20 protein-coding genes are annotated in these 22,827 nt (G+C 55.1%); 9 read left to right on the plus strand and 11 right to left on the minus strand.

What is annotated here, in order from left to right:
* Positions 1–258 precede the first annotated feature (258 nt).
* Entirely contained in the window at positions 259–2,292 is a 2,034-nt protein-coding gene (gene metG, locus NQH49_RS12790; protein ID WP_256696899.1) for a methionine--tRNA ligase, read from the plus strand.
* Positions 2,293–2,426: 134 nt separating this feature from the next.
* On the opposite strand, the gene NQH49_RS12795 is transcribed toward metG, so the two are convergent.
* A complete protein-coding gene (locus tag NQH49_RS12795; protein ID WP_256696900.1) occupies positions 2,427–2,783 on the minus strand; it encodes an endonuclease domain-containing protein in 357 nt (118 codons plus the stop codon).
* A gap of 153 nt (positions 2,784–2,936) precedes the next feature.
* Here NQH49_RS12795 and NQH49_RS12800 point away from each other — a divergent pair, with 153 nt between their 5' ends.
* From NQH49_RS12800 to sanA, 5 genes are all read left to right on the plus strand, one after another.
* Positions 2,937–3,320 (plus strand): CidA/LrgA family protein, encoded by a 384-nt coding sequence (locus tag NQH49_RS12800; RefSeq protein ID WP_256696901.1) that lies wholly within the window; start codon positions 2,937–2,939, stop codon positions 3,318–3,320.
* On the plus strand, positions 3,313–4,005 hold the full coding sequence (locus NQH49_RS12805) for a CidB/LrgB family autolysis modulator (RefSeq protein ID WP_256696903.1): 693 nt from the start codon (positions 3,313–3,315) through the stop codon (positions 4,003–4,005). The genes NQH49_RS12800 and NQH49_RS12805 overlap by 8 nt, the downstream gene beginning before the upstream one ends.
* Positions 4,006–4,129: 124 nt before the next feature.
* Entirely contained in the window at positions 4,130–5,026 is an 897-nt protein-coding gene (cdd, locus tag NQH49_RS12810) for a cytidine deaminase (RefSeq protein ID WP_256696904.1), read from the plus strand.
* Positions 5,027–5,186: 160 nt separating this feature from the next.
* Positions 5,187–6,884: an NAD-dependent malic enzyme gene (locus NQH49_RS12815; protein ID WP_256696905.1), complete on the plus strand. Its 1,698-nt coding sequence runs from the start codon at positions 5,187–5,189 to the stop codon at positions 6,882–6,884.
* Between the two features lie 134 nt (positions 6,885–7,018).
* Positions 7,019–7,738: an outer membrane permeability protein SanA gene (gene sanA, locus NQH49_RS12820; protein WP_008104952.1), complete on the plus strand. Its 720-nt coding sequence runs from the start codon at positions 7,019–7,021 to the stop codon at positions 7,736–7,738.
* A 93-nt stretch (positions 7,739–7,831) separates the two neighbouring features.
* On the opposite strand, the gene mglC is transcribed toward sanA, so the two are convergent.
* The 7 genes from mglC to NQH49_RS12855 all read right to left on the minus strand — a co-directional run bounded on the left by mglC (position 7,832) and on the right by NQH49_RS12855 (position 16,057).
* Positions 7,832–8,842, minus strand: coding sequence for a galactose/methyl galactoside ABC transporter permease MglC (mglC, locus tag NQH49_RS12825; protein ID WP_007889502.1), 1,011 nt, complete (start codon positions 8,840–8,842; stop codon positions 7,832–7,834).
* Between the two features lie 18 nt (positions 8,843–8,860).
* Positions 8,861–10,381, minus strand: a complete 1,521-nt coding sequence (mglA, locus tag NQH49_RS12830) for a galactose/methyl galactoside ABC transporter ATP-binding protein MglA (protein WP_008104954.1) — start codon at positions 10,379–10,381, stop codon at positions 8,861–8,863.
* Between the two features lie 70 nt (positions 10,382–10,451).
* Positions 10,452–11,447: a galactose/glucose ABC transporter substrate-binding protein MglB gene (mglB, locus tag NQH49_RS12835; RefSeq protein ID WP_256696906.1), complete on the minus strand. Its 996-nt coding sequence runs from the start codon at positions 11,445–11,447 to the stop codon at positions 10,452–10,454.
* 302 nt (positions 11,448–11,749) lie between these two features.
* Positions 11,750–12,790: an HTH-type transcriptional regulator GalS gene (gene galS / locus NQH49_RS12840; RefSeq protein WP_256696907.1), complete on the minus strand. Its 1,041-nt coding sequence runs from the start codon at positions 12,788–12,790 to the stop codon at positions 11,750–11,752.
* Between the two features lie 142 nt (positions 12,791–12,932).
* Positions 12,933–14,093 carry a DUF418 domain-containing protein YeiB gene (gene yeiB, locus NQH49_RS12845; protein WP_256696908.1) on the minus strand — a complete coding sequence of 387 codons (1,161 nt, stop codon included), beginning with the start codon at positions 14,091–14,093 and terminating at the stop codon, positions 12,933–12,935.
* 53 nt (positions 14,094–14,146) lie between these two features.
* Positions 14,147–14,812, minus strand: a complete 666-nt coding sequence (gene folE / locus NQH49_RS12850) for a GTP cyclohydrolase I FolE (RefSeq protein WP_008104975.1) — start codon at positions 14,810–14,812, stop codon at positions 14,147–14,149.
* 117 nt (positions 14,813–14,929) lie between these two features.
* Positions 14,930–16,057, minus strand: a complete 1,128-nt coding sequence (locus NQH49_RS12855) for a YbfB/YjiJ family MFS transporter (RefSeq protein WP_256696909.1) — start codon at positions 16,055–16,057, stop codon at positions 14,930–14,932.
* A 99-nt stretch (positions 16,058–16,156) separates the two neighbouring features.
* Here NQH49_RS12855 and ptrR point away from each other — a divergent pair, with 99 nt between their 5' ends.
* The 3 genes from ptrR (at position 16,157) to fghA (ending at position 19,114) form a co-directional block, all read left to right on the plus strand.
* Positions 16,157–17,068 (plus strand): putrescine utilization regulator PtrR, encoded by a 912-nt coding sequence (gene ptrR, locus NQH49_RS12860; protein WP_101763711.1) that lies wholly within the window; start codon positions 16,157–16,159, stop codon positions 17,066–17,068.
* A 66-nt stretch (positions 17,069–17,134) separates the two neighbouring features.
* On the plus strand, positions 17,135–18,259 hold the full coding sequence (locus tag NQH49_RS12865; RefSeq protein WP_064739274.1) for an S-(hydroxymethyl)glutathione dehydrogenase/class III alcohol dehydrogenase: 1,125 nt from the start codon (positions 17,135–17,137) through the stop codon (positions 18,257–18,259).
* Between the two features lie 12 nt (positions 18,260–18,271).
* Entirely contained in the window at positions 18,272–19,114 is an 843-nt protein-coding gene (gene fghA / locus NQH49_RS12870) for an S-formylglutathione hydrolase (RefSeq protein ID WP_008104985.1), read from the plus strand.
* A gap of 165 nt (positions 19,115–19,279) precedes the next feature.
* Here the strand turns inward: fghA and NQH49_RS12875 are convergent, their stop codons facing one another.
* From NQH49_RS12875 to NQH49_RS12885, 3 genes are all read right to left on the minus strand, one after another.
* On the minus strand, positions 19,280–20,065 hold the full coding sequence (locus tag NQH49_RS12875) for an ABC transporter ATP-binding protein (RefSeq protein WP_008104987.1): 786 nt from the start codon (positions 20,063–20,065) through the stop codon (positions 19,280–19,282).
* Complete coding sequence (locus NQH49_RS12880; RefSeq protein ID WP_154181553.1) at positions 20,065–21,144, minus strand: FecCD family ABC transporter permease; 1,080 nt, start codon at positions 21,142–21,144, stop codon at positions 20,065–20,067. The genes NQH49_RS12875 and NQH49_RS12880 overlap by 1 nt, the downstream gene beginning before the upstream one ends.
* A 162-nt stretch (positions 21,145–21,306) precedes the next feature.
* The gene (locus NQH49_RS12885) at positions 21,307–22,773 is read right to left on the minus strand and encodes an amino acid permease (protein ID WP_256696910.1); all 1,467 of its coding nucleotides are present in this window, start codon (positions 22,771–22,773) and stop codon (positions 21,307–21,309) included.
* Between the last annotated feature and the right edge of the window lie 54 nt (positions 22,774–22,827).

Below are 22,827 nucleotides of genomic sequence, written 5' to 3' on the forward strand. Positions count from 1 at the left end.
CAGATTGCGGCGGTGTCTGTTCAATAGTATCAGATAGGCGCTAAAAGTGATGGGGATGTGCTGCTGTGTTTACGCCAGAGGGTGCTTCGGTTACCATCATTCCCCTAAATAATTCGTGTTGCAGGAAGGCGGCAAACGAGAGAATCCCAATGAGCTTACTCAAGTAAGTGATTTGGGTGAGCGAGAGAAGACAACGCGCCTGCAACGCGAAGTATGACGGGGAAACCCGCTTTTTCATCAATGGAACGCTACGCAATCATGACTATAGTCGCTAAAAAAATTCTGGTAACGTGCGCGCTGCCGTACGCAAACGGTTCAATCCATCTCGGTCACATGCTTGAACACATTCAGGCTGACATTTGGGTCCGTTACCAGCGAATGCGTGGCAACCAGGTTCACTTCATCTGTGCAGACGACGCCCACGGCACGCCAATTATGCTGAAAGCGCAGCAGCTGGGCATCGCGCCGGAGCAGATGATCGCGGAGATGAAGCAGGAGCACGAGACCGATTTCGCTGGCTTCAACATCAGCTATGACAACTATCACTCGACGCACGGCGACGAAAACCGCCAGCTGTCTGAGTTGATTTATGGTCGTCTGAAAGAGAACGGCTTCATCAAGAACCGCACCATCTCGCAGCTGTACGATCCTGAAAAAGGCATGTTCCTGCCGGACCGTTTCGTGAAAGGCACCTGCCCGAAATGTAAGTCACCGGATCAGTATGGCGATAACTGCGAAGTGTGCAGCGCGACCTATAGCCCGACCGAGCTGATCGACCCGAAATCGGTGGTTTCAGGCGCGACGCCGGTGCTGCGTGATTCCGAGCACTTCTTCTTTGATCTCCCTTCTTTCAGCGCGATGCTGCAGGCGTGGACGCGTTCAGGCGCGCTGCAAGAGCAGGTGGCGAACAAGATGCAGGAGTGGTTTGAGTCGGGCTTGCAGCAGTGGGATATCTCCCGCGATGCGCCTTACTTTGGCTTCGAAATTCCTGGCGCGCCGGGCAAATACTTTTACGTCTGGCTGGATGCGCCAATCGGTTACATGGGTTCGTTCAAAAATCTGTGCGACAAGCGCGGCGATCTCGATTTCGACGAGTTCTGGAAGAAAGATTCCACCACCGAGTTGTATCACTTCATCGGTAAAGACATCGTCTATTTCCACAGCCTGTTCTGGCCGGCGATGCTGGAAGGCAGCAACTTCCGCAAGCCAACCAACCTGTTCGTACACGGTTATGTGACGGTGAACGGCGCGAAGATGTCCAAATCGCGCGGTACCTTTATTAAAGCCAGCACCTGGTTGCAGCATCTGGATGCCGACAGCCTGCGTTATTACTACGCGGCCAAGCTCTCTTCGCGCATCGACGATATCGACCTGAATCTGGAAGATTTCGTTCAGCGCGTGAATGCGGACGTGGTGAACAAAGTGGTGAACCTGGCGTCGCGTAATGCGGGCTTCCTGACCAAACGCTTTGGCGGCAAGCTGGCGAGCGAACTGGCCGATCCGGCACTGTATCAGACCTTTGTTGATGCCTCTGAGAAGATTGGCGAAGCCTGGGCCAGCCGCGAATATAACCGCGCGATCCGTGAAATCATGGCGCTGGCCGATCTGGCGAACCGCTATGTCGATGAGCAGGCACCTTGGGTGGTGGCGAAGCAAGAAGGCCGCGATGCCGACCTGCAAGCGATCTGCTCAATGGGTATCAACCTGTTCCGCGTATTGATGACCTGGCTGAAGCCGGTGCTGCCATCACTGACCGAACGCACCGAAGCCTTCCTGCAGAGCGAACTGAGCTGGGATGCGATTGCCCAACCGCTGCTGGATCATGAAGTAGCACCGTTCAAAGCGCTGTATGGCCGTATCGAAATGACCAAAGTTGACGCGCTGGTTGAGGCTTCGAAAGAAGACGCGGCGGCGGCGAACAAACCTGCAGCAACCGGTCCGCTGGCCGATGCGCCGATTGGCGACACCATCACCATTGATGATTTCGCCAAGGTCGATATGCGTGTGGCGCTGATCGAAAAAGCTGAGCTGGTTGACGGTTCCGACAAGCTGCTGCGTCTGGAGCTGGATTTGGGTGGCGAGAAGCGCCAGATTTTCTCTGGCATTCGCGCAGCCTATCCGGATCCGTCCGTGCTGGTCGGCAAGATGACCATCATCGTGGCTAACCTCGCGCCGCGTAAAATGCGCTTCGGTATTTCAGAAGGCATGGTGCTGTCAGCGGGTCCAGGCGGCAAAGACCTGTTTGTGTTGTCCGTCGATAGCGGTGCAGTGCCGGGTATGCCGGTTAAGTAAGGGATTTTTGCCCTCACCCTAGCCCTCGCCCGCTTGCGGGAGAGGGAACCGCTCAGTGCGGTCATTTAATCTTGATTCTACTTTTTGCAAACCTGCTCCACCTAATCATTCCCTCGCCCGCTTGCGGGAGAGGGCTAGGGTGAGGGCCCAGGCAGCAACAACTGCCGATATATCTCCTCCATCACCGCATCAAACTCTTCGAAAACCTGATGATTCCAGAATCTAATCACTCTCCAGCCACCGCGCTGTAAATAATCCGTTCTTCGTTGATCATAAATTTTCGCTTCATCTTCATTATGTTGTCCGCCATCCAGCTCAACGATCAGCAGCCTTTCAATACAGGCGAAATCCACGATATAACATCCAATCGGATGCTGACGCCGAAACTTCACGCCGCATAAATTCCGGTTACGCAAAAAACGCCATAATAGATGCTCCGCTTCTGGCATCGCCTGACGCAGTTGTCGCTGACGCGTAATCGCTTTCATCATCGCCCTCACTTTCACGCTATCGGCTTACCCTACGTCATGTTTAAAGGAATAAAAGATCGCGATGAAAAAGCTGGAATCTGCATTCCAATGTGATCGCTAGCACGCTAATCGCTTAATGCGTATGATAAAGCGCTACGAAAACAGGAGCCTGACATGCCTGCCGTACTCTCTGCTTGTTGGCGCTATGTGCGCGCCTTCGCCATCATCTATGCGGCGCTTTACGCCGGAATGGGGATTTCTGCCCTACTCCCGATAACCATTCCTGGCAGCATCATCGGCATGCTGCTGCTGTTCCTGTTGCTGGCGCTGCAAATCATGCCGGTTGAGTGGGTGAAACCCGGATGCCATTTACTGATTCGCTATATGGCGCTGCTGTTTGTGCCGATTAGCGTCGGCGTGATGGGCTATACCGATATCCTCACCGCGCAGTTTGGACCGATTGTGGTGTCGTGCATTGTCAGTACTTTTATGGTGCTGCTGATTGTCGGTCTAAGTGCAGAACGTTTGCAGCGCCCGCAGGAGAAGCCGAATGATTGACGCATGGTGGTCGCTGCCGCTGACCGTAATCTCCTATTTTCTGGCGCGCAAACTGGCGGCGAAAATCAATATCTCCATCGTCAATCCATTGCTGGTGGCGATGACGATTGTCATTCCGATTCTGCTGCTCACCAATCTGCCTTACACGCGCTATTTTGCCGGCAGCAGCCTGCTCAATCAGTTGCTGCAACCGGCGGTTGTCGCGCTGGCGTTGCCGCTGTATGAGCAGATGCATCAGATTCGCGCGCGCTGGAAAACCATCATCAGCGTCTGTTTCATCGGCAGCATCACGGCGATGGTGTCAGGCACCGCGATTGCGCTGTGGATGGGCGCAACGCCGGAAATCGCCGCCACCATTATGCCGAAATCCGTTACCACGCCGATTGCGATGGCGGTCTCCGCCTCGCTGCACGGTATTCCCGCCATCAGCGCTATTTGCGTGCTGATCGCCGGTGTGCTGGGTGCGGTGTTTGGTCATATGCTGCTTAATCTGTTTAAGGTGAAAAACAAATCTTCGCGCGGCTTGGCGATTGGAAACGCTTCGCACGCATTAGGCACCGCGCGCGCCGCCGAGATTGATTATCAGGAAGGTGCCTTCAGCTCACTGGCTTTGGTGATTTGCGGCATCATCACTTCGTTACTGGCACCCTTCCTTTTTCCGCTATTAATGCATTGGTGGGGCTGAAACTTGCGAGAGATCTCGCAAAGTTGAAACAACCCAATCAGCTTGCATTGTCAGAGCGACTTGGATCACATATAAAACCTCTGGCGGCGCATCGCCGCTAACGCGTAACTGAGGCCATCACATCATGCATTCACGATTCCTTACTGCTTTTTCTGCCCTGCCCACTGCGCTGCAAGCTGCAATTCAGCCGCTGCTCGATGCGCCGGATTTTCACGGCGTATTGCGTCCGCAGGATGTCGCGCAACTGAAACAGCTTACCGGTCTGGATGATGATGCGCTGGCGCTGGAACTGCTGCCGCTGGCGGCGAGCTGCGCGGTGGCAACCGTATCAAATTTTAATGTCGGCGCGATCTCGCGCGGCGTCAGCGGCCACTGGTATTTCGGCGCCAACATGGAGTTCCTGCACACGCCGCTACAGCAGACGGTGCACGCCGAGCAAAGTGCCATTACGCATGCCTGGCTGCGCGGTGAAGAGAAACTGGCAGCGATTACCGTCAACTACACGCCGTGCGGACATTGTCGTCAGTTTATGAACGAGCTGAACAGCGGCACGGCGATTCGCATCAGCCTGCCTGGACGCGCGGTTAGCACGCTGGGCGACTATTTGCCGGATGCGTTTGGTCCAGCCGATCTGAACATCACTGAACGTCTGCTGACGCCGATCGATCATGGTTTTGCCGTTCAAGGTGATGCGTTGCAACAGGCTGCCATTACTGCCGCCAATCACAGTCACGCCCCTTATAGCCAGAGTTACAGCGGCGTGGCGCTGCGCAGCCTGAGCGGCAAGGTCTTTACCGGTCGCTATGCGGAAAACGCCGCCTTCAACCCAAGCTTGCCGCCGCTGCAGGCCGCACTGATTTTGATGAACATGAGCAACGAAGCGCTGGAGACTATTCAGCAAGCCGTTTTGGCAGAATGTCAGGAGAGCACGCTGAGTCAGTTGGATGCGACTCGCGCGACGCTTAAGGCGTTGGGATGTGAGGATTTCTCACTTACTTTAGTTTCGAAAACATCAGTTTAGTGATCCTTTTACCGCTTTTGTGACCTTCTGTTAACAAAAGCTGTACATCTGCAGGAATTTTCATAGGATCGGGCGCCAGAACCTCTTCACTTCAAGATGGACTGGCGTGACCTTTTCCCGGCGATACGTCAGAAAACACTGCAACCGGAGCAAGCACTGCATGGAACTCGACTACGAAAGTAAACGCCCGCTGTATATTCCTTATGCGGGTCCGATCCTGCTGGAATTTCCGCTGTTGAATAAAGGCAGCGCCTTCACCCTCGAAGAACGTAACGAATTTAACCTCAACGGTCTGCTACCGGAAGCGGTAGAAACCATCGAAGAGCAGGCAGAACGTGCCTGGCGCCAGTTCCTGGATTTCAAAAACAACAACGACAAGCATGTCTATCTGCGCAACATCCAGGACACCAACGAAACCCTGTTCTACCGCCTGCTCGACAATCATCTGGAAGAGATGATGCCGATTATCTACACCCCAACGGTCGGCGCGGCCTGTGAACACTTCTCTGAAATCTACCGTCGCGCGCGCGGCGTGTTCATCTCTTATAACAACCGCGATCGCATTGAAGACATGCTGCAGAACGCCACTAAGCAGAATGTAAAAGTGATCGTGGTGACCGATGGCGAACGTATTCTTGGTCTCGGCGATTTGGGTATCGGCGGCATGGGCATCCCAATCGGTAAGCTGTCGCTGTATACCGCGTGTGGCGGCATCAGCCCGGCTTACACCTTGCCGGTGGTGCTGGATGTTGGCACCAACAACCAACAGTTGCTGAACGATCCGCTCTACATGGGCTGGCGTCATCCGCGTATCACTGGCGAAGAGTACGAAGAGTTTGTTAACGAGTTCATCCAGGCAGTCAACCGTCGCTGGCCGAACGTGCTGTTGCAGTTCGAAGACTTCGCGCAGAAAAACGCCATGCCGCTGCTGGAGCGCTATCGCGATGAGATCTGCTGCTTCAACGACGATATTCAGGGCACCGCCGCAGTGACCGTCGGCACGCTGATCGCCGCCAGCCGCGCTGCGGGCAGCCGCCTGTGCGAGCAGAAAGTGGTGTTCCTCGGTGCCGGTTCTGCCGGTTGTGGTATCGCCGAGCAAATCATCGCGCAGATGAAGTCGGAAGGTTTGAGCGATGATGAAGCGCGTGGCCGCGTGATGATGGTCGATCGCTTCGGTCTGCTGACCGACAAACTGCCGAACCTGCTCAATTTCCAGAGCAAGCTGGTGCAGAAGAGCGAGAGCCTGAAAGATTGGGATACCGATAGCGATTCAATTTCTCTGCTCGACGTGGTGCGCAACGCCAAGCCGGATATTCTGATCGGCGTGTCAGGTCAACCTGGCCTGTTCACCGAAGAGATCATCCGCGAGATGCACAAGCACACCAAGCGTCCAATCGTTATGCCGCTGTCGAACCCGACGTCACGCGTGGAAGCAACGCCAGCCGACATCATCGCCTGGACCGACGGTGCCGCGCTGGTTGCCACCGGCAGCCCGTTCTCACCGGTGACCTGGAAAGGGAAAACCTATCCAATCGCCCAGTGCAACAACTCCTATATCTTCCCTGGCATCGGTTTGGGTGTCATCGCTGCGGGCGCCAGTCGCGTGACGGATTCGATGCTGATGACCGCCAGCCGCGCACTGGCCGACTGCTCACCGCTGGTTAACGATGGCGAAGGTCCGGTTCTGCCGGAGATCAAAGATATACAAGGCGTGTCCAAGCTGATTGCCATTGAAGTGGGCAAAGCCGCGCAGCTGGCTGGTGTGGCGGTGGTGACCTCGGAAGATGTGCTGTCGAAAGCCGTCAGCAACAACTTCTGGCTGCCGCAGTATCGTAATTATCGCCGTACTTCGATCTGATAAATCCGTTGCCGGATCATTTAGATCCGGCAACGTTTAAAAAAACGTCAGCCAACGGGCGTTTACTTGCTTCCCCCGCCCGCCTCAAGTAGCCTTTATCCATTCTGAATTCTGCCAACCGAGTGCCCGCGCGCATGATTAAACGCGTTTTCTTTGGTCTGTTTTTCATCATCTTACTGATGGTGGCGACCGCGCTCGGCCTGGATCGCTGGATCAGCTGGAAAACCGCGCCCTTTATATATGAAGATGTCACCTCGTTGCCACATCGTCAGGTCGGCGTGGTCTTGGGCACGGCGAAGTACTACCGCACGGGCGTGATCAATCAGTATTACCTCTATCGCATTCAGGGCGCGTTGAACGCTTATAACAGCGGCAAGGTCAATTACCTGCTGCTGAGCGGTGATAATGCGCAGCAAAGCTATAACGAACCGATGACCATGCGCCGCGATTTGATTAAAGCGGGCGTCGCGCCGTCGGACATCGTGCTGGATTACGCCGGCTTCCGCACGCTGGATTCGATTGTGCGCACGCGCAAAGTGTTCGATACCAACGATTTCATCATCATTACCCAGCGCTTCCACTGTGAGCGCGCGCTGTATATCGCACAGCATCTGGGGATTCAGGCGCAGTGTTATGCGGTGCCGTCGCCGAAAAACATGTTGTCGGTACGTTTCCGCGAAGTGGGTGCACGTTTGGGTGCGCTGGCGGATTTGTATTTGATGAAGCGCGAGCCGCGTTTCCTCGGCCCGCTAGTGCCGATTCCTGCGGTGCATGAAGTGCCGGAAGATGCGCAGAGTTATCCGGCAGTAACGCCAGAGCAGTTGCTGGAGCTGGAAGAGAAACTGCAGAAGTAAGTGGTAGCGGTGCATTTTGTAGGGTCGCCATTTATGGCGACCACCAATGTAAAAGGGCCGCATTGCGCGGCCCTTTGTTTGTTGTGTGATGTCTTATTTTTTACGTGCGTACTTCAGTGAATCCAGCGCCACAGCGAAGATGATGATGCCGCCCTTGATGATGTACTGCCAGTAAGGGTTGACGCCGATGTAGGTCAAGCCGTAGTTGATGACGGTAAAAATGATGACACCGGTCACCACGCCCGCTACAGAACCCACGCCACCGGCAAACGACACTCCGCCGACCACACAAGCCGCAATCGCATCCAGCTCATACATAAAGCCGAGGTTGTTGGTAGCGCTGCCGATACGGCCCGCTTCCAGCATCCCGCCGAACGCGTAGAACACGCCTGACAATGCATACACCAGAATCAGGTTGAACGGTACGTTTACGCCAGACACTTTCGCCGCTTCCGGGTTACCACCGATAGCGAAGATGTTGCGGCCGAAACGGGTTTTATTCCACAGCACCCAAACAAATACGATGGCAATCACGGCGTAGAAGGTGATGAACGACAGTTTGAAGTCACCGAAACGCAGGAAGCCCTGAGCAAATTTGGAGAAGCCAGGATCGAAACCGGCAATCGGTGATGCCCCCACAAAGTCGTAATAGAGTGAGTTGATGCCGTAAACGATGATCATGGTGCCCAGGGTGGTGATAAATGGCGTTACCTTGAGGTAAGCAATGATCACACCGTTTACCAGACCAATCACGCCGCCGATGATGCACACGGTCAGGATAACTACCGGGATTGGCACGGTGTCCAGATGCGGGAACACCTTGTTCGCGTTATCCATCGCCTGCAGCAGCGTTGCTGCCACCACCGCCGCTAAACCTACCTGACGACCCGCTGAAAGGTCCGTACCTTGAGTGACAATCAAACCGGCCACGCCCAATGCAATAATAATACGCACTGAGGATTGGGTCAGAATATTACTTAGGTTCATTAAACTTAAGAACGTTGGATCCTGGAAAATAATAATTGCCAGCAGTACAAACAGGACAACGTAAATGCCGCCCTCTTTTAACCAGGTTAGCGCATTCTTTTTAGTAGTCGCTTTCATGTTAAAGCCCTTGCTTCATTAAAGGTGTAATGACGCTAAACGCAGGATTTCATTCTGCGAGGTCGTTTTGGTATCAACAATGCCTGCTACTTGGCCATTACTCATCACTAAAATACGATCGGTAATACCCAACAGTTCTGGCATTTCAGAAGAGATAATAATGATGCCCTTCTCTTTCTTCGCCAACTCAGCAATAAGTTGGTAGATTTCGAATTTCGCGCCCACATCAATCCCGCGCGTTGGTTCATCCAGCATCAATATTTCCGGCTGCGTTAATAACCAGCGACCAATGATCACTTTTTGTTGGTTACCACCGGAAAGCGAACCAATTTGCGTATGATGACCTGGCGTTTTCACGCGCATCGAATCAATCACCCATTGGGTATCGCTTTTCATGCGTTTATTATCGAGCAGCCCCATGCTGGATTTATACTTTTTAATATTGGAGATAAGCGAGTTAAAGCCAATATCCAGATACGCATAAATACCGGTGGAACGACGCTCTTCCGTCACCAGCGCAAAACCGTGGTTAATGGCTTCGTTGGCACTGTGGTTATTAATCGCCTTACCGTGCAATTTAATCGTGCCGCCCGACTTTTCGCGAATCCCAAACAGAGTTTCGACGATGTCGGTACGCTTGGCGCCCACCAAACCGGCAATACCCAGAATTTCACCTTTACGCAGATCGAACGAGATATCACGAATTGAAGGCTGACGCAGTGAGGTTAAATGACGCACCTCAAGAATGGTTTCCCCCGGCACGTTGGTTTTGTCCGGGAAACGCTGGTTCAATGAACGGCCAACCATCATCGAGATGATCTTGTCCATATCCAGCCCTTCCAGCGGCTGAGTGGCGATCCACTGCCCATCACGCAAAATGGTGATCTCATCGCACAGCTGGAATATCTCTTCCATCTTATGCGAGATATAGACAATGCCGCAGCCGCGATCTTTCAGCTTACGAATAATCGTGAACAAGTGATTCACTTCTTTTTCGGTCAGCGATGATGTCGGCTCATCCATAATGACAATCTTCGCGTCATAGGAAAAAGCTTTGGCGATTTCGATCATCTGCATCTGCGAGACAGATAAGGTGGCGACTTTATCGCGCGGATCGATATCAATATCTAATTCATCAAAGATCGCTTTGGTATCGCGATACATTTTATCCTGATCAACAAATACGCCTTTACGTGGATAACGGCCAAGCCACATGTTATCCATGACGTTGCGTTGCAGAACCAGGTTTAATTCCTGATGCACCATGGAAACGCCATTTTCCAGCGCCTCTTTGGAGCTCTTATAATCAATTTCTTCACCCTGAAACAGGATGCTCCCCGTATCCTTTTTATAAATCCCAAACAGACATTTTAATAATGTAGATTTCCCGGCGCCGTTTTCTCCCATTAATGCATGAACGGAGTGCGGCCGCACTTTTAAATTCACATTATCTAAGGCTTTAACCCCTGGAAATGATTTAGAGACATTCGTCATCTCCAGCAGATATTCACGCTGTGTGGTCGGATTCTCACTGGCCATAATTTACCTGGCTAAATAAAGCGTTGGTCAGATGCAATAAGGCGCGGCGAAATGCCGCGCCCAGGATGAATTACTTCACAAACTGCGACAGATTTTCTTTATCTACTGGTACGTAAGGAACACGTACGATTTTGTTGTCCATCTTGAAGTTGGTGCCAGCGGTTGGCTCTTTGCCATTGGCCAGATTGTTAGCAATATCCAGCGTCGCTTTCGCCTGGTTTTCCGCATCGTTCAGCACGGTACCGGCCAGTGCGCCTGATTTCACCAGCGCCAGCGCTTCTGGCAGTGCATCGACACCGAACACTGGAATGCTGGTTTTGTTGTGCGCTTTCAGCGCTTCAACCGCACCCATTGCCATCGCATCGTTGTTGGCGATAATCACTTCAATCTTGTCGGCGTTCGGGCCAGAGAGCCAGGCGTCAACTTTGTCTTTTGCCTGTGCGGTGTCCCACATCGCGGTATCCATCGCCAGCTGCTGCGTTTTCAGACCGTCTTTGTTCAGGGTATCGATCACGTATTTGGTACGCGCTTCAGCATCCGGATGGCCCGGCTCGCCTTTCAGCAGCACAAACTGAATCGTACCGTCTTTGTTCAGATCCCACGCTGGCGTAGCTTTCCAGTGCTTCTCAATCAGCTGACCCTGGATAATGCCTGACTCTTTAGAATCGGTACCGACGTAGTAGGCTTTCGGATAGCTGGCCAGCACTTTGGCGTTAGGTTCTTTATTGAAGAACACCACCGGCACGTCGTTGCCGCGCGCTTTATCAATCACCACTGCCGCAGCAGCCGGATCCACCAGGTTGATAGCCAGCGCTTTCACGCCTTTAGCCATCAGCACGTCAATCTGGTCGTTCTGTTTGGACTGGTCGTTCTGTGAGTCGTTCATCAGCAGCTGAATGCCGCCCAATGATTTCGCTTCTTTCTCAATGTCCTTACGCACCATCGACATGAAGTTGTCGTCGTATTTGTAAATCGTCACGCCAATGCGGGTATCGGCGGCGTGCGCAGTTGCACCAAACATCATGCTGGCAACCAGTGCTGTGAGCGTGAAAACCTTCTTATTCATGGTATCTCCGGTTTTTATGTAGGGCATTTCATTGCGCTATGTGCCTGCGGGCAAACAGCGCCGTCGGTTGTAAACCTGATAATGGGCGGACGCGTAACGCAAAGCCGGGCCACCATCGCAATCCTGACTTCCCTGTAGGTAAACGCTTCCTGAAGAGTGTTGTGAACTATTTCAATCGGCTACTGAAACCGGCTGGGAAGTGGATTTCTCAGCGTTACATGATGTTTCAGTCCGGTAAGACGCTGCCATCATAGTGAGCGGCATGTTAATTAACTGTGAATGCAATCACAGATTGGAAACGGTTACACTGAGCTATCGCCTGAATTAGTGACCGACTCCACAATTTGCCGCTGGGCGACAGAATGGCGACGTACCAGCGTGGGCATAAAGCAGTGTGATGCATTGATATCCAGCTCACCAACAGCACCTTTCAGCGCCAGCTCAGTGGCAAGTTTTGCCATAGAAACAATAGGATAACGGACCGTAGTTAACTGTGGATCGGTGTAACGTGAGATGGGAATGTCATCAAAGCCAATGACAGAGAAATGCTGTGGAACCTGGATGCCGTTGTCCTTTAAAGCGGTCAATGCACCCGCTGCCATGCCGTCATTGTAGGAAAACACCGCTGTTAAATGTAAGTTACGGCCAAGTAATTCCACCATCGCTGCTTCGCCGCCTTGCATGTCAGGTTCAGCATGCGCAATCCATGACTCCTGCGGGCGAATTCCCTGCTCTGACAAGGCCTGCAGCCAGCCTTCGCGTCGTTGCGTCACATCCTCAATCGGATGACTGGAGCTGAGGAAGCCAATGCGTTGATGTCCCTGTTGTAACAACATGCGCGTCGCTACCTGAGCACCGGTGACATTATCCAGGCAGACGCAGCGGTGTTCATAACCGGGAATTGTACGGTTAATCAAGACCATACCCGGAACCTGATCCATAAACTGCGTCAGTTCAGCGTCTGAAAGCGTTTTCGCGTGCACCACCAATGCGTTGCAACGTTGACGTATCAGCACCTCAATTGCGTGACGTTCTTTCTCTTCCTGATGCCAGGAGTTACTGATTAACACGTGTTTATGCACGCGCTGCGCCACGGTATCGACCGCTTTCACCAGCGCGCCAAAGAAGGGATCGGAAACATCCATCACCACCACGCCAATGGTGTCACTGATTTGCGTGGCCAACGCCTGCGCGTTGGCGTTCGGGCGATAGCCTAACGCTTCAACGGCGGCCAGCACGGCTTCACGGGTATCGGCGGTGACTGCACTGCTGTTATTGAGCACACGTGACACGGTGGCTACTGACACACCGGCCTGACGGGCGACATCACGAATCGTTATCATGCAGCTGTTCCACAAAGGCTGAAAATGCGCGACAAGCGCGTAACGGCGCTATTCTGTCAGGGCATCTGGCACGACTACGTGAATCACGTCACATCAATGAAAACGGTTACATACAATTCTGCAACCTTTGTGATGAACATCATTATCTGAGCGAGGAGGAAGGGTCAGATTTTCCAGCAGCAAGACGCGTCAGTTTGCGCCAGATCCACTCCATTGGCCCCTGCGGGAAGACGCGCAGCCACAGCACGGAAAACAGGATATTAACCAGCCAGATAGCCGGTACAAAGGCCAGCAGCTGCAGGCGGTCAAACTTGAGGAACAGGTTGAAACGGTAGAACAGCGTGGTGCAAATCAGCGTCTGTAACAGGTAATTGCTCAATGCCATGCGGCCAACGCATTGAATGGCGTAACTGATGCGCGATGACGCAATGTGCGGCCAGAATCCCAGACAAAGTGCGGCATAACCGAGGCTGATAAACGGGCTGGCAAGATCGCGCGGCACCTGTAGGAAGAAACCGGTCCAGCGGAATTCCCAGCCAATCATCCACTGCGCGGCGATGCCGGGAATGGCGATCAGCCAGCCGATAGTGAGCAGCAGCGCCGCCGCACGGCGATAATGCTCCACGCTGAATTGCCCGCTCAGCCAGCCGCTGCGCATCAATGCCGCACCAATCAACATCAACCCCGCCAGCTGCCAGCCATATTGTGACGCCAGCGCCATTAAGCCGGATGACAGGTGATCCAGCCGATTCTGCACCGCTTCCCAACCGCCGAGCAGTTTCCAGTAGCTTTCATATTGCAGCTCCGCCGCGCCCGGCAGCCAGGAATTCGTTGGATTGGGGCTGGAAATTAAGCCGAATACCACCAACACGCCACAGCCGACCAAATAGAGTAATGCGCCGGTTTGTAACAGCGCGCGGTCGGACGGCACATCACGCAGCATGCGCCAGATAATCAGCCCAATCAGGCCGTAATCCAGCAGGATATCGCCTTCCCAGAAAAAGATGCCGTGAATGAAACCGAGCAGCACCAGCAGCGTCAAACGCGCCGACATCCAGCGGCTGCCGCGCGGTGCCTGCATGTACAGGCCAGCACCAAACAGCAAGGCAAACAGCGTGAGGAATTTCAGTTGCGCCAGGCCATCCATAATCGCCCATGTCCAGGCATCAGATATTGAAGCTTCTCCGCGCCACGCCGGATTGAGATAGGCCGCCGAGGGCAACGCAAAGCCGACAATGTTAAGCAGCAAGATGCCGAGAATGGCGCAACCACGAATGAAATCCAGCGCGAGATAGCGTTGCATCGAGTGCCCTGACGGAGAGAAGAAATCGGGCGACACGCTGCCGCCCAAACAGATTAGCTGTGGCGAACCGCGCGCAAAAACTCCTGACGCGTGTTCTGGCTGGATTTGAACAAGCCGCCCAGCGAGGTGGTGGTGGTGGCGCTGGTGGCATCTTTCACGCCACGCGCTTTCACGCAGTAATGCACCGCATCAATCGATACCGCAACGTTATTGGTGCCCAGCAGCGTTTGTAGCGCCACCAGCACTTGCTGCGTCAGGCGCTCTTGCACCTGCGGACGCTGGGCGAAGAACTGCACGATACGGTTGATTTTCGACAGGCCGATCACTTTCTCTTTCGGGATATACGCCACGGTGGCTTTGCCATCGATAATCACAAAGTGGTGTTCGCAGGTGCTGGTCAGCGTGATATCGCGCACGGTCACCATCTCATCCACTTTCATCTTGTTTTCGATGACGGTGATTTTCGGGAAGTTGGCGTAATCCAGACCTGAGAAAATCTCATCCACATACATCTTGGCGATGCGGTGCGGCGTCTCCATCAGGCTGTCATCTTCCAGATCCAGGTTCAGCAACTGCATGATTTGCGTCATGTGGCCGGCAATTTCGCGTTTACGTGCGTCGTCATCCATTTCACGCACCGGGGCGCGTAACGGCGTTTCCAGACCACGCGCCAACAGCGCTTCGTGAACCAGGGCGGCTTCCTGACTTAAGATACTCATTTACTCTTCTCCGGCAGGTGATGCGCCCGCGGGTCTTCGCCCACGGGGGAAATTCTGAGCGCGTATTGTGAAATACTCCGCGCCCTTAATCCAGTAATCATTCCGATAAGCTTTTCATCACGTGCGGCGACGTAAAACCAGCATCCCGGCAACGATTAAACTGGCGCCCGCCACCCACAGCGCCGGTTCCAGTTGATGCCACAGCATGCTGGAAATCCACGACAGCAGCGGACCGGCCAGCTGCCCAACCGCATATCCGGTGGTGAGCAAACCGGCAAGATAGCGCGCATGCTGCGGTGCCAGCTCACGACCATATTGCAGCGTCAGTTGCACCACGCACAGGAAGCCGCCGCCAATCAGTGCGGCGCCCAGCATCAGGCCATTCAAACCCGGCAGCACAATCGCGGCAATAACGCCCAATGCCTGCGCCCACAGCACCATTGCTAAACGCGCATGGCTGCTGCCCCAGCGACGCGTCAGGATGCCCAACACGATGCCGATCACCGCCGCGCCGCCAAACACCGGCCAGACAAACTGGGCAAAGGCGCTGTCAGGAAAACGCGCCGCCGCCATTTGCGACAGAAAGGTGGCGGGCAGAATGTAGCCAAAGCCGGCAAGGCTGTAGCTAAACACTAGTCGTTTTAAATCGCCATTCAGCACCAGCGGCGATGCCGCTTGATCGGGACGGTGCAATTGGCCGGTACGCGGCAGAAAACGTGCAATCGCGCCAATCAACAACAGCGCCAGCAAACCATACGCCGCCCACGCAAAGGCGGCGCTGACGCCGCTGGCATGCAGCGCTACGGCCAGCATGCCGCTGATAAAGATGCCGGTGCCGGGGCCGGCAAACACCGCTGCCAGCAAGCCTGGACGACCATGATGATGCAGCTGATCGCTGGCCCATGCCGCCAGCAACACCATGGCCCAGCCGCTGGCCCAGCCAATCAGGAAACGAATCAGGCCATGTAACCACGGACCGCTAACGCAGGCCGACAACAACGTTAATATCACCGCGCCCCACACGCCCGCCTGTAAGCGCCACTCGACGCGTTTGCGCGCACGCATCGCATCAAATGAGCCAAACAGATAGCCAAGATAGTTGAGTGCTGCCACCAGACTGGCGCTGGTGAGCGTCAGTTGATGGTCATGAATCATCAGTGGAACCTGCGGCGTGAAAGCAAATCGCCCAATCCCCATTGCAACCACTAAACTTAAGAACGCGCTCAGCGCGACACGAAACGCCATACCGACCTCAGGATGTTTTATCACTTGTCACTAGCATGCATGACGTTTAAAATCACGGAAAGTGAATAATACTAACCAAGTTGTTTACGAGAAGAGAATATGGATTTAGTACAGCTCCGCATGTTTTGCTCCGTCGCCGAATCCGGTTCGCTGGCGCGTGCCGCCGAGCAACTCCATCGCGTACCTTCCAATCTCACCACGCGTCTGCGCCAGCTGGAAGATGAAATTGGCGTTGATCTGTTTATTCGTGAGAAGCAACGCATTCGTTTGTCGCCAATGGGCCACAATTTCCTCAACTATGCGCAGCGCATCCTGGCGCTGAGCGATGAAGCGCTGAATATGGCGCGCGCCGGTGAGCCGGGCGGTAATTTCGCACTCGGTTCGATGGAGAGCACCGCCGCGACGCGGCTGCCCGCGCTGTTGGCGGCCTATCACCAGCGTTTTCCTGCGGTGGAGCTGTCGCTGATCACCAATACCTCCGGTGAAATCATCGACAAGGTGCGTGAAGGTACGCTGGCCGCCGCGCTGGTGGATGGCCCGGTGGCGCACGACGATCTCAACGGCTGTATTGCCTTTAACGAGCAGATGGTGCTGATCACCAGCCCGGAACATGCGCCGATTGCCAGCGCGCGCGATGTACAAGGCGACACGCTGTTTGCTTTCCGCAATAGCTGTTCCTACCGCACCAAGCTGGAAGCCTGGTATCGCGAAAGCCAGACCGCGCCGAGCAGCGTGATGGAGATTCAGTCCTATCACGCGATGGTAGCGTGCGTGGCCGGTGGCGCGGGCGTGGCGATGATTCCCGCCTCGGTGCTGGCGCAAATGCCGGCGCGCGCACGTGTGCAGGAACATGCGTTACCGCCCGCTTACCGCGATACCGCCACCTGGCTGATGTGGCGGCGCGATGCGTTTACCCCCAACGTGGAAGCGCTGAAGTATTTGATTATTGAACTGTTTGACGATCGCCCGGTTAACGACGAGTTGCGGCATCCGCTGCACGTTGCCGAGTGAGTTTCTGTTTTATCGACATCACGACCATCGGGGCTTTTGTCCCGCATCTACAGGAAGAGGGATTGCATGAACATGATCAAAACCCGCGCCGCCGTTGCCTGGGCAGCTGGCGAACCGCTGAAAATTGAAGAAGTGGATCTGATGCCACCGCAGAAAGGTGAAGTGCTGGTGCGCATCGTGGCCACCGGCGTGTGCCACACCGATGCTTACACCTTGTCTGGACAAGATCCGGAAGGCGTATTCCCGGCGATCCTCGGCCACGAAGGTGGCGGCGTGGTGGAAGCGGTTGGTGAAGGCGTGACCAGCGTGGCTGTCGGCGACCACGTGATTCCGCTTTACACCCCAGAATGCGGCAAGTGTAAGTTCTGTCTCTCTGGCAAAACCAACCTGTGTCAGGCGATTCGTGCCACCCAGGGCAAAGGTTTGATGCCAGACGGCACCACCCGCTTCTTCAAAGACGGTAAGCCGATTTTCCACTACATGGGCACTTCAACTTTCTCTGAATACACCGTGGTTCCGGAAATCTCGCTGGCGGTGATTAGCAAAGAAGCGCCACTGGAAGAAGTGTGCCTGCTGGGCTGCGGCGTCACCACCGGCATGGGCGCGGTGATGAATACCGCTAAAGTGAAAGAAGGCGATACCGTGGCGATCTTCGGCCTCGGCGGCATTGGTTTGTCAGCGATCATTGGCGCGAAAATGGCGAAAGCCGGCCGCATCATTGGTATCGATCTCAACACCAGTAAATTCGATCTGGCGCGCAAACTGGGTGCAACCGATCTGATCAACCCGAAAGATCACGATAAGCCGATTCAGGATGTGATCGTTGAACTCACCGACGGTGGCGTCGATTTCTCCTTCGAGTGCATCGGAAACGTCAACGTGATGCGTTCGGCGCTGGAGTGCTGCCACAAAGGTTGGGGCGAATCGGTGATCATCGGCGTGGCTGGCGCAGGCCAGGAGATTTCTACCCGTCCATTCCAGCTGGTGACCGGTCGCGTATGGCGTGGTTCCGCATTTGGTGGCGTGAAAGGCCGCTCACAGCTGCCGGGCATCGTGCAGGATTACCTCGACGGAAAATTCGCGCTGAACGATTTCATCACCCACAACCTGCCGCTGGAAGAGATTAACGACGCCTTTGATCTGATGCATGAAGGGAAATCAATCCGTACGGTGGTGCACTTTACTAAGTAATCAGGAGACGTTATGGCTTCCACTTTGGAGCTGTTAGAAGAGCATCGCATCTTTGGTGGCTGGCAGCAGCGCTGGCGTCATCAGTCGGCGGTGCTGAACTGTCCGATGACCTTCAGCATTTTTCTGCCGCCGCCGCAGAGTGACGCACCGCCGCCGGTGGTGTGGTTTCTCGCTGGGTTGACGTGCAGCGATGAGAACTTCACGACTAAAGCCGGTGCACAGCGCGTTGCTGCGGAGCTGGGTTTGGTGCTGATTATGCCGGACACCAGCCCGCGCGGTGACGAGGTGGCGAACGACAGCGGTTACGATCTCGGCCAGGGCGCAGGTTTCTACCTCAACGCCACGCAGCAGCCGTGGGCGGCGAACTTCCGCATGTTCGATTACCTCAGCAGCGAGTTGCCGGAGCTGGTGGCGGATAACTTTAAGCTGAGCGATCGTCAGTCGGTGATGGGGCATTCGATGGGCGGACACGGTGCGCTGGTGCTGGCACTGCGTCTCGGCGGGCGTTTTGCGTCTGCTTCGGCTTTCGCGCCGATCGTCAATCCGACCGAAGTGCCGTGGGGCCAGAAGGCCTTTGCCGCTTATCTGGGTGAAGATCGTCAGACGTGGCGTGAATGGGATAGCTGCCTGTTGATGCGTGACGTGGAACAGCGCTTGCCGATTCTGATTGATCAAGGGGATAGCGACCAGTTCCTCGCCGATCAACTGCGTCCAGAGCGACTGGAAGCCGTGGCGCGTGAGCAAGGTTTCCCGCTGGAGTTACGCATTCAGCCGGGTTACGACCATAGCTATTTCTTTATCGCCAGCTTCGTGGAAGACCATCTGCGTTTCCACGCGAAGCATTTGTTGGTGTAATTGTGCTGGCTGTCCCCCTCCTCGGTCCTCCCCCATCAATGGGGGAGGAAGATGCTGCAAAATGTGAGTTTGGAAGCTGCATGTGGCAGCATCTCCTTCCCCCGTTTACGGGGGAAGGCCGGGATGGGGGACAGCGTGCACTATATGGGGACAGCGTGCACCCTACTAAACCAACGTCTCCGCCAGCCCGTCGATCATCACCTGCGGCATGCCGCGTGAGCAGTGCTCGATACGGCCGCGCACGCCATACACCTGCGCCAGCGTCTCTGGCGTAATCACCTGCGATGGCTCGCCGTCCGCCAGTAGATTGCCATCCTTCAGCATCAGCGCGTGATCCGCATGACGCAGCGCGATGTTGATATCGTGCACCACCACCACCGTCACAATATTGCGCAGTCGGGTTTCACGACGTACCAGATCCATCACGTGGAACTGGTAGTTGAGGTCCAGCGCGCTGAGCGGTTCATCCAGCAGCAGCAGTTCCGGGCGACGAATCAGCGATTGCGCCAGGCCAACCAACTGCTTCTGTCCGCCCGACAGCTGATCGAGATAGCGCATGGCTAAATGCGCGATGCCGAGTTGCTCGAGCAGATGCATGATCTCCGCTTCGCTCGAGGCGCTGTGTAAGCCACCCGACGCGCGCTGCGCCACGATAATCGACTCCAGCACATGCAAATGCACGCCCGCTGGCAGACTTTGCGGTAGATAAACCACACGCTGCGCCCGACGCGCAAACGGCTGGCCCATCAGCTCTTCACCGTTCAGCCACAGCTCGCCCTGCCCTTTGCCGAGACCAGCCAGCGCGCGCAGCAGCGTTGATTTGCCGCAGCCGTTGGGGCCGAGCAACACGGTGATTTTGCCCTGCGGCAGTTCCGGCACGTTAAGATCTTCAATCACCTTGCGCTTCGGGTAACCGGCGGAGAAATGACTCAGACGTAATCCCTGTTCCATTACACCGTCCCCCGATGACGCAGAATAATGCTGAGGAAGAACGGCACGCCGACCAGCGACGTCACAATCCCCACCGGAATGATCACGCCGGGAATCAGGTTTTTCGACGCCACCGAGGCCAGCGACAGCACCAGCGCACCGACCAGCGCGCTGGCTGGCAGGTAATAGCGGTGATCTTCACCAAACATCATGCGTGCAATATGCGGCGCGACCAGACCGATAAAGCCAATCGGACCGACAAAGGCCACCGCCAGCGCGGAGAGAATACTGATGCGCAGCAGTGTCGCCAGGCGCAGACGGCGCACGTCGATACCAAAGCTGACCGCGCGATCTTCGCCGAGGCGCAGCGCGGTCAGCTTCCAGCTGCTGAGCATCGAGAACGGAATCAGGATGGCAAAGGCGGCGGTTAATACGCCGAGCTTTTCCCACGACGCGCGTGCGAGACTGCCCATGGTCCAGAACACCAAGCCCTGCAAGGTATCTTCGCTGGCGATGAACTGCATCATCGACACTAATGCGTTGAAGGTGAACACCAGCGCGATACCAAACAGCACCACGCCAGAGGTTGAGACTTTGGTCCAGCGCGTCACGCCATCCAGCATCAAGGCGGCAAACAGCGCAAACACAAAGGCGTTGGCGGAGATAAACCACTGATCCGGTACGCCCGGAATGCCGATGCCGAGAATGATCGCCAGCGCCGCACCAAAGGCCGCCGCTGACGAGACGCCGAGCGTAAACGGGCTGGCAAGGGGGTTATTCAGAATGGTTTGCATCTCTGCACCGGCAAGGCCAAGCGAGAAGCCCACCACCACCGCCATCAAGGCGTAAGGTAAACGGATATCCCAGACAATCACGCGCGTACCCGCATCGACCGCATCGGGATGGGTCAGCGTTTGCCATAAGGTATCGAGGGAGAGCCCAGCCGGGCCGAGCGTGAAATCCAGAATCACTGAGGCCAGTATCGCCAGCACCAGCACGCCAATTAACAACAGTCGCTGGCGCAATACCTGACGATAATGTGTGATGGTATCGGTTTCGAGGCCGTTTTCCGCCAGCAGCGTGGCGTCGGTGGTACGCATTGTTCTACCCGTTTCTTGTCGAAATCATAACGGCAGCCACAATAGTGCAGGTGATAATAATTATCAATTCAATCTGAGTAACAAAATCCAAAAAAAAGTGCGCATAATTGCGCACTTTCCAGGATTGTCGTATCGCCATTTATGGCGACCTTCGTACAACAATCACTCTTTAAACGTCGGGAATTCCATCTCGCTGTATTTCACGAAGCGCGAGCCGCGTGTCAGCTTGTAACCCAACCAAATCACCAGGAACAGCGGCAGACCAATATAGGTTGCGGCGACGCCATACCAATCAATGCGATCGGCAAGGAACGCCTGATAGTTCTGCCCCAGCGTGATGATCAGACACAGAATAAAGGCGAAGATCGGTCCCAGCGGGAAGAAGCCCGAACGGTACGGCAAATCGGCGAGGCTGTGACCCTGCGCGATATAACCGCGACGGAAACGGTAATGGCTGATGGCGATACCCAACCAGGCGATAAAGCCGGTCATACCCGAAGTGTTCAGCAGCCACAGGTAAACTTCCTGGTTACCAAATTTCGAGCTCAGGAAGCACAGTCCCGCCACCACGGTGGTGGCAATCAGCGCGTTACGCGGCACGCCACCTTTCGACAGTTTGCCGAAAATGCGTGGCGCTTTGCCTTCGCGTGCCAGGTTGAACAGCATGCGCGTTGAGGCGTACATGCCGGAGTTTCCCGCAGACAGCACCGCCGTCAGAATCACCGCGTTCATCACCGCCGCCGCAGAGAGCAGACCGGCATTCTGGAACACCAGCGTAAACGGGCTGATGGCGATATCGGTGACGTCGTTATGCAGCAGCTTCGGATCGGTGTACGGCAGAATCAGGCTGATGATCAGAATGGCAAAGATATAGAACAGCAGAATTCGCCAGAACACCTGACGCACCGCGCGCGGGATGTTCTTCGCCGGATCCTCAGATTCACCGGCCGCGATACCAATCAGTTCGGTGCCCTGGAAGGAGAAGCCGACGATCATCGCCACGCCAATCATCGCGGCAAATCCACCGGCAAATGGCGCTTCGCCGACGGTCCAGTTGTGCCAGCCAGCGTTTTCTGCGCCACGCAGAATGCCGGTGATCATCAGCACGCCCACCACAATAAAGATGATGACGGTGGTCACTTTGATCAGCGAGAACCAGTATTCCGCTTCGCCGAAGCCTTTTACGGAGATGTAGTTGAGCAGGAACATTAGGCCGAGGAACAGTGCGCTCCAGATCCAGCCGGGCGTGTCCGGGAACCAGTAGTTCATGACGAGCTGCGAGGCGACGAGGTCAACGGCGATGGTGACCGCCCAGTTGTACCAATAGTTCCAGCCCAGCGCGAAGCCGAAGCCTTCTTCAACGTATTTCGAACCGTAGGTGGAGAAAGAGCCAGAAACCGGCATAAATGCCGCGAGTTCGCCGAGGCTGGTCATCAGGAAGTAGACCATCAGGCCAATCAGCGCATAGGAGAGCAGCGCGCCGCCAGGTCCGGCCTGAGAAATGGTGGCACCCGAGGCGACAAACAGGCCGGTACCGATGGAGCCGCCAATGGCGATCATGGTGAGATGACGCGCTTTTAATTCACGGCGCAATCCAGGTTGTTGTGTTGTTTTTGAGTCATTATGCATGTGTAAACGCTATGCTGGATAAAAATGAGGCGAGATTGTAGCAGCTAGCCCCAA

The organism is Pantoea trifolii (assembly GCF_024506435.1).
Classification (GTDB): Bacteria; Pseudomonadota; Gammaproteobacteria; order Enterobacterales; family Enterobacteriaceae; genus Pantoea; species Pantoea trifolii.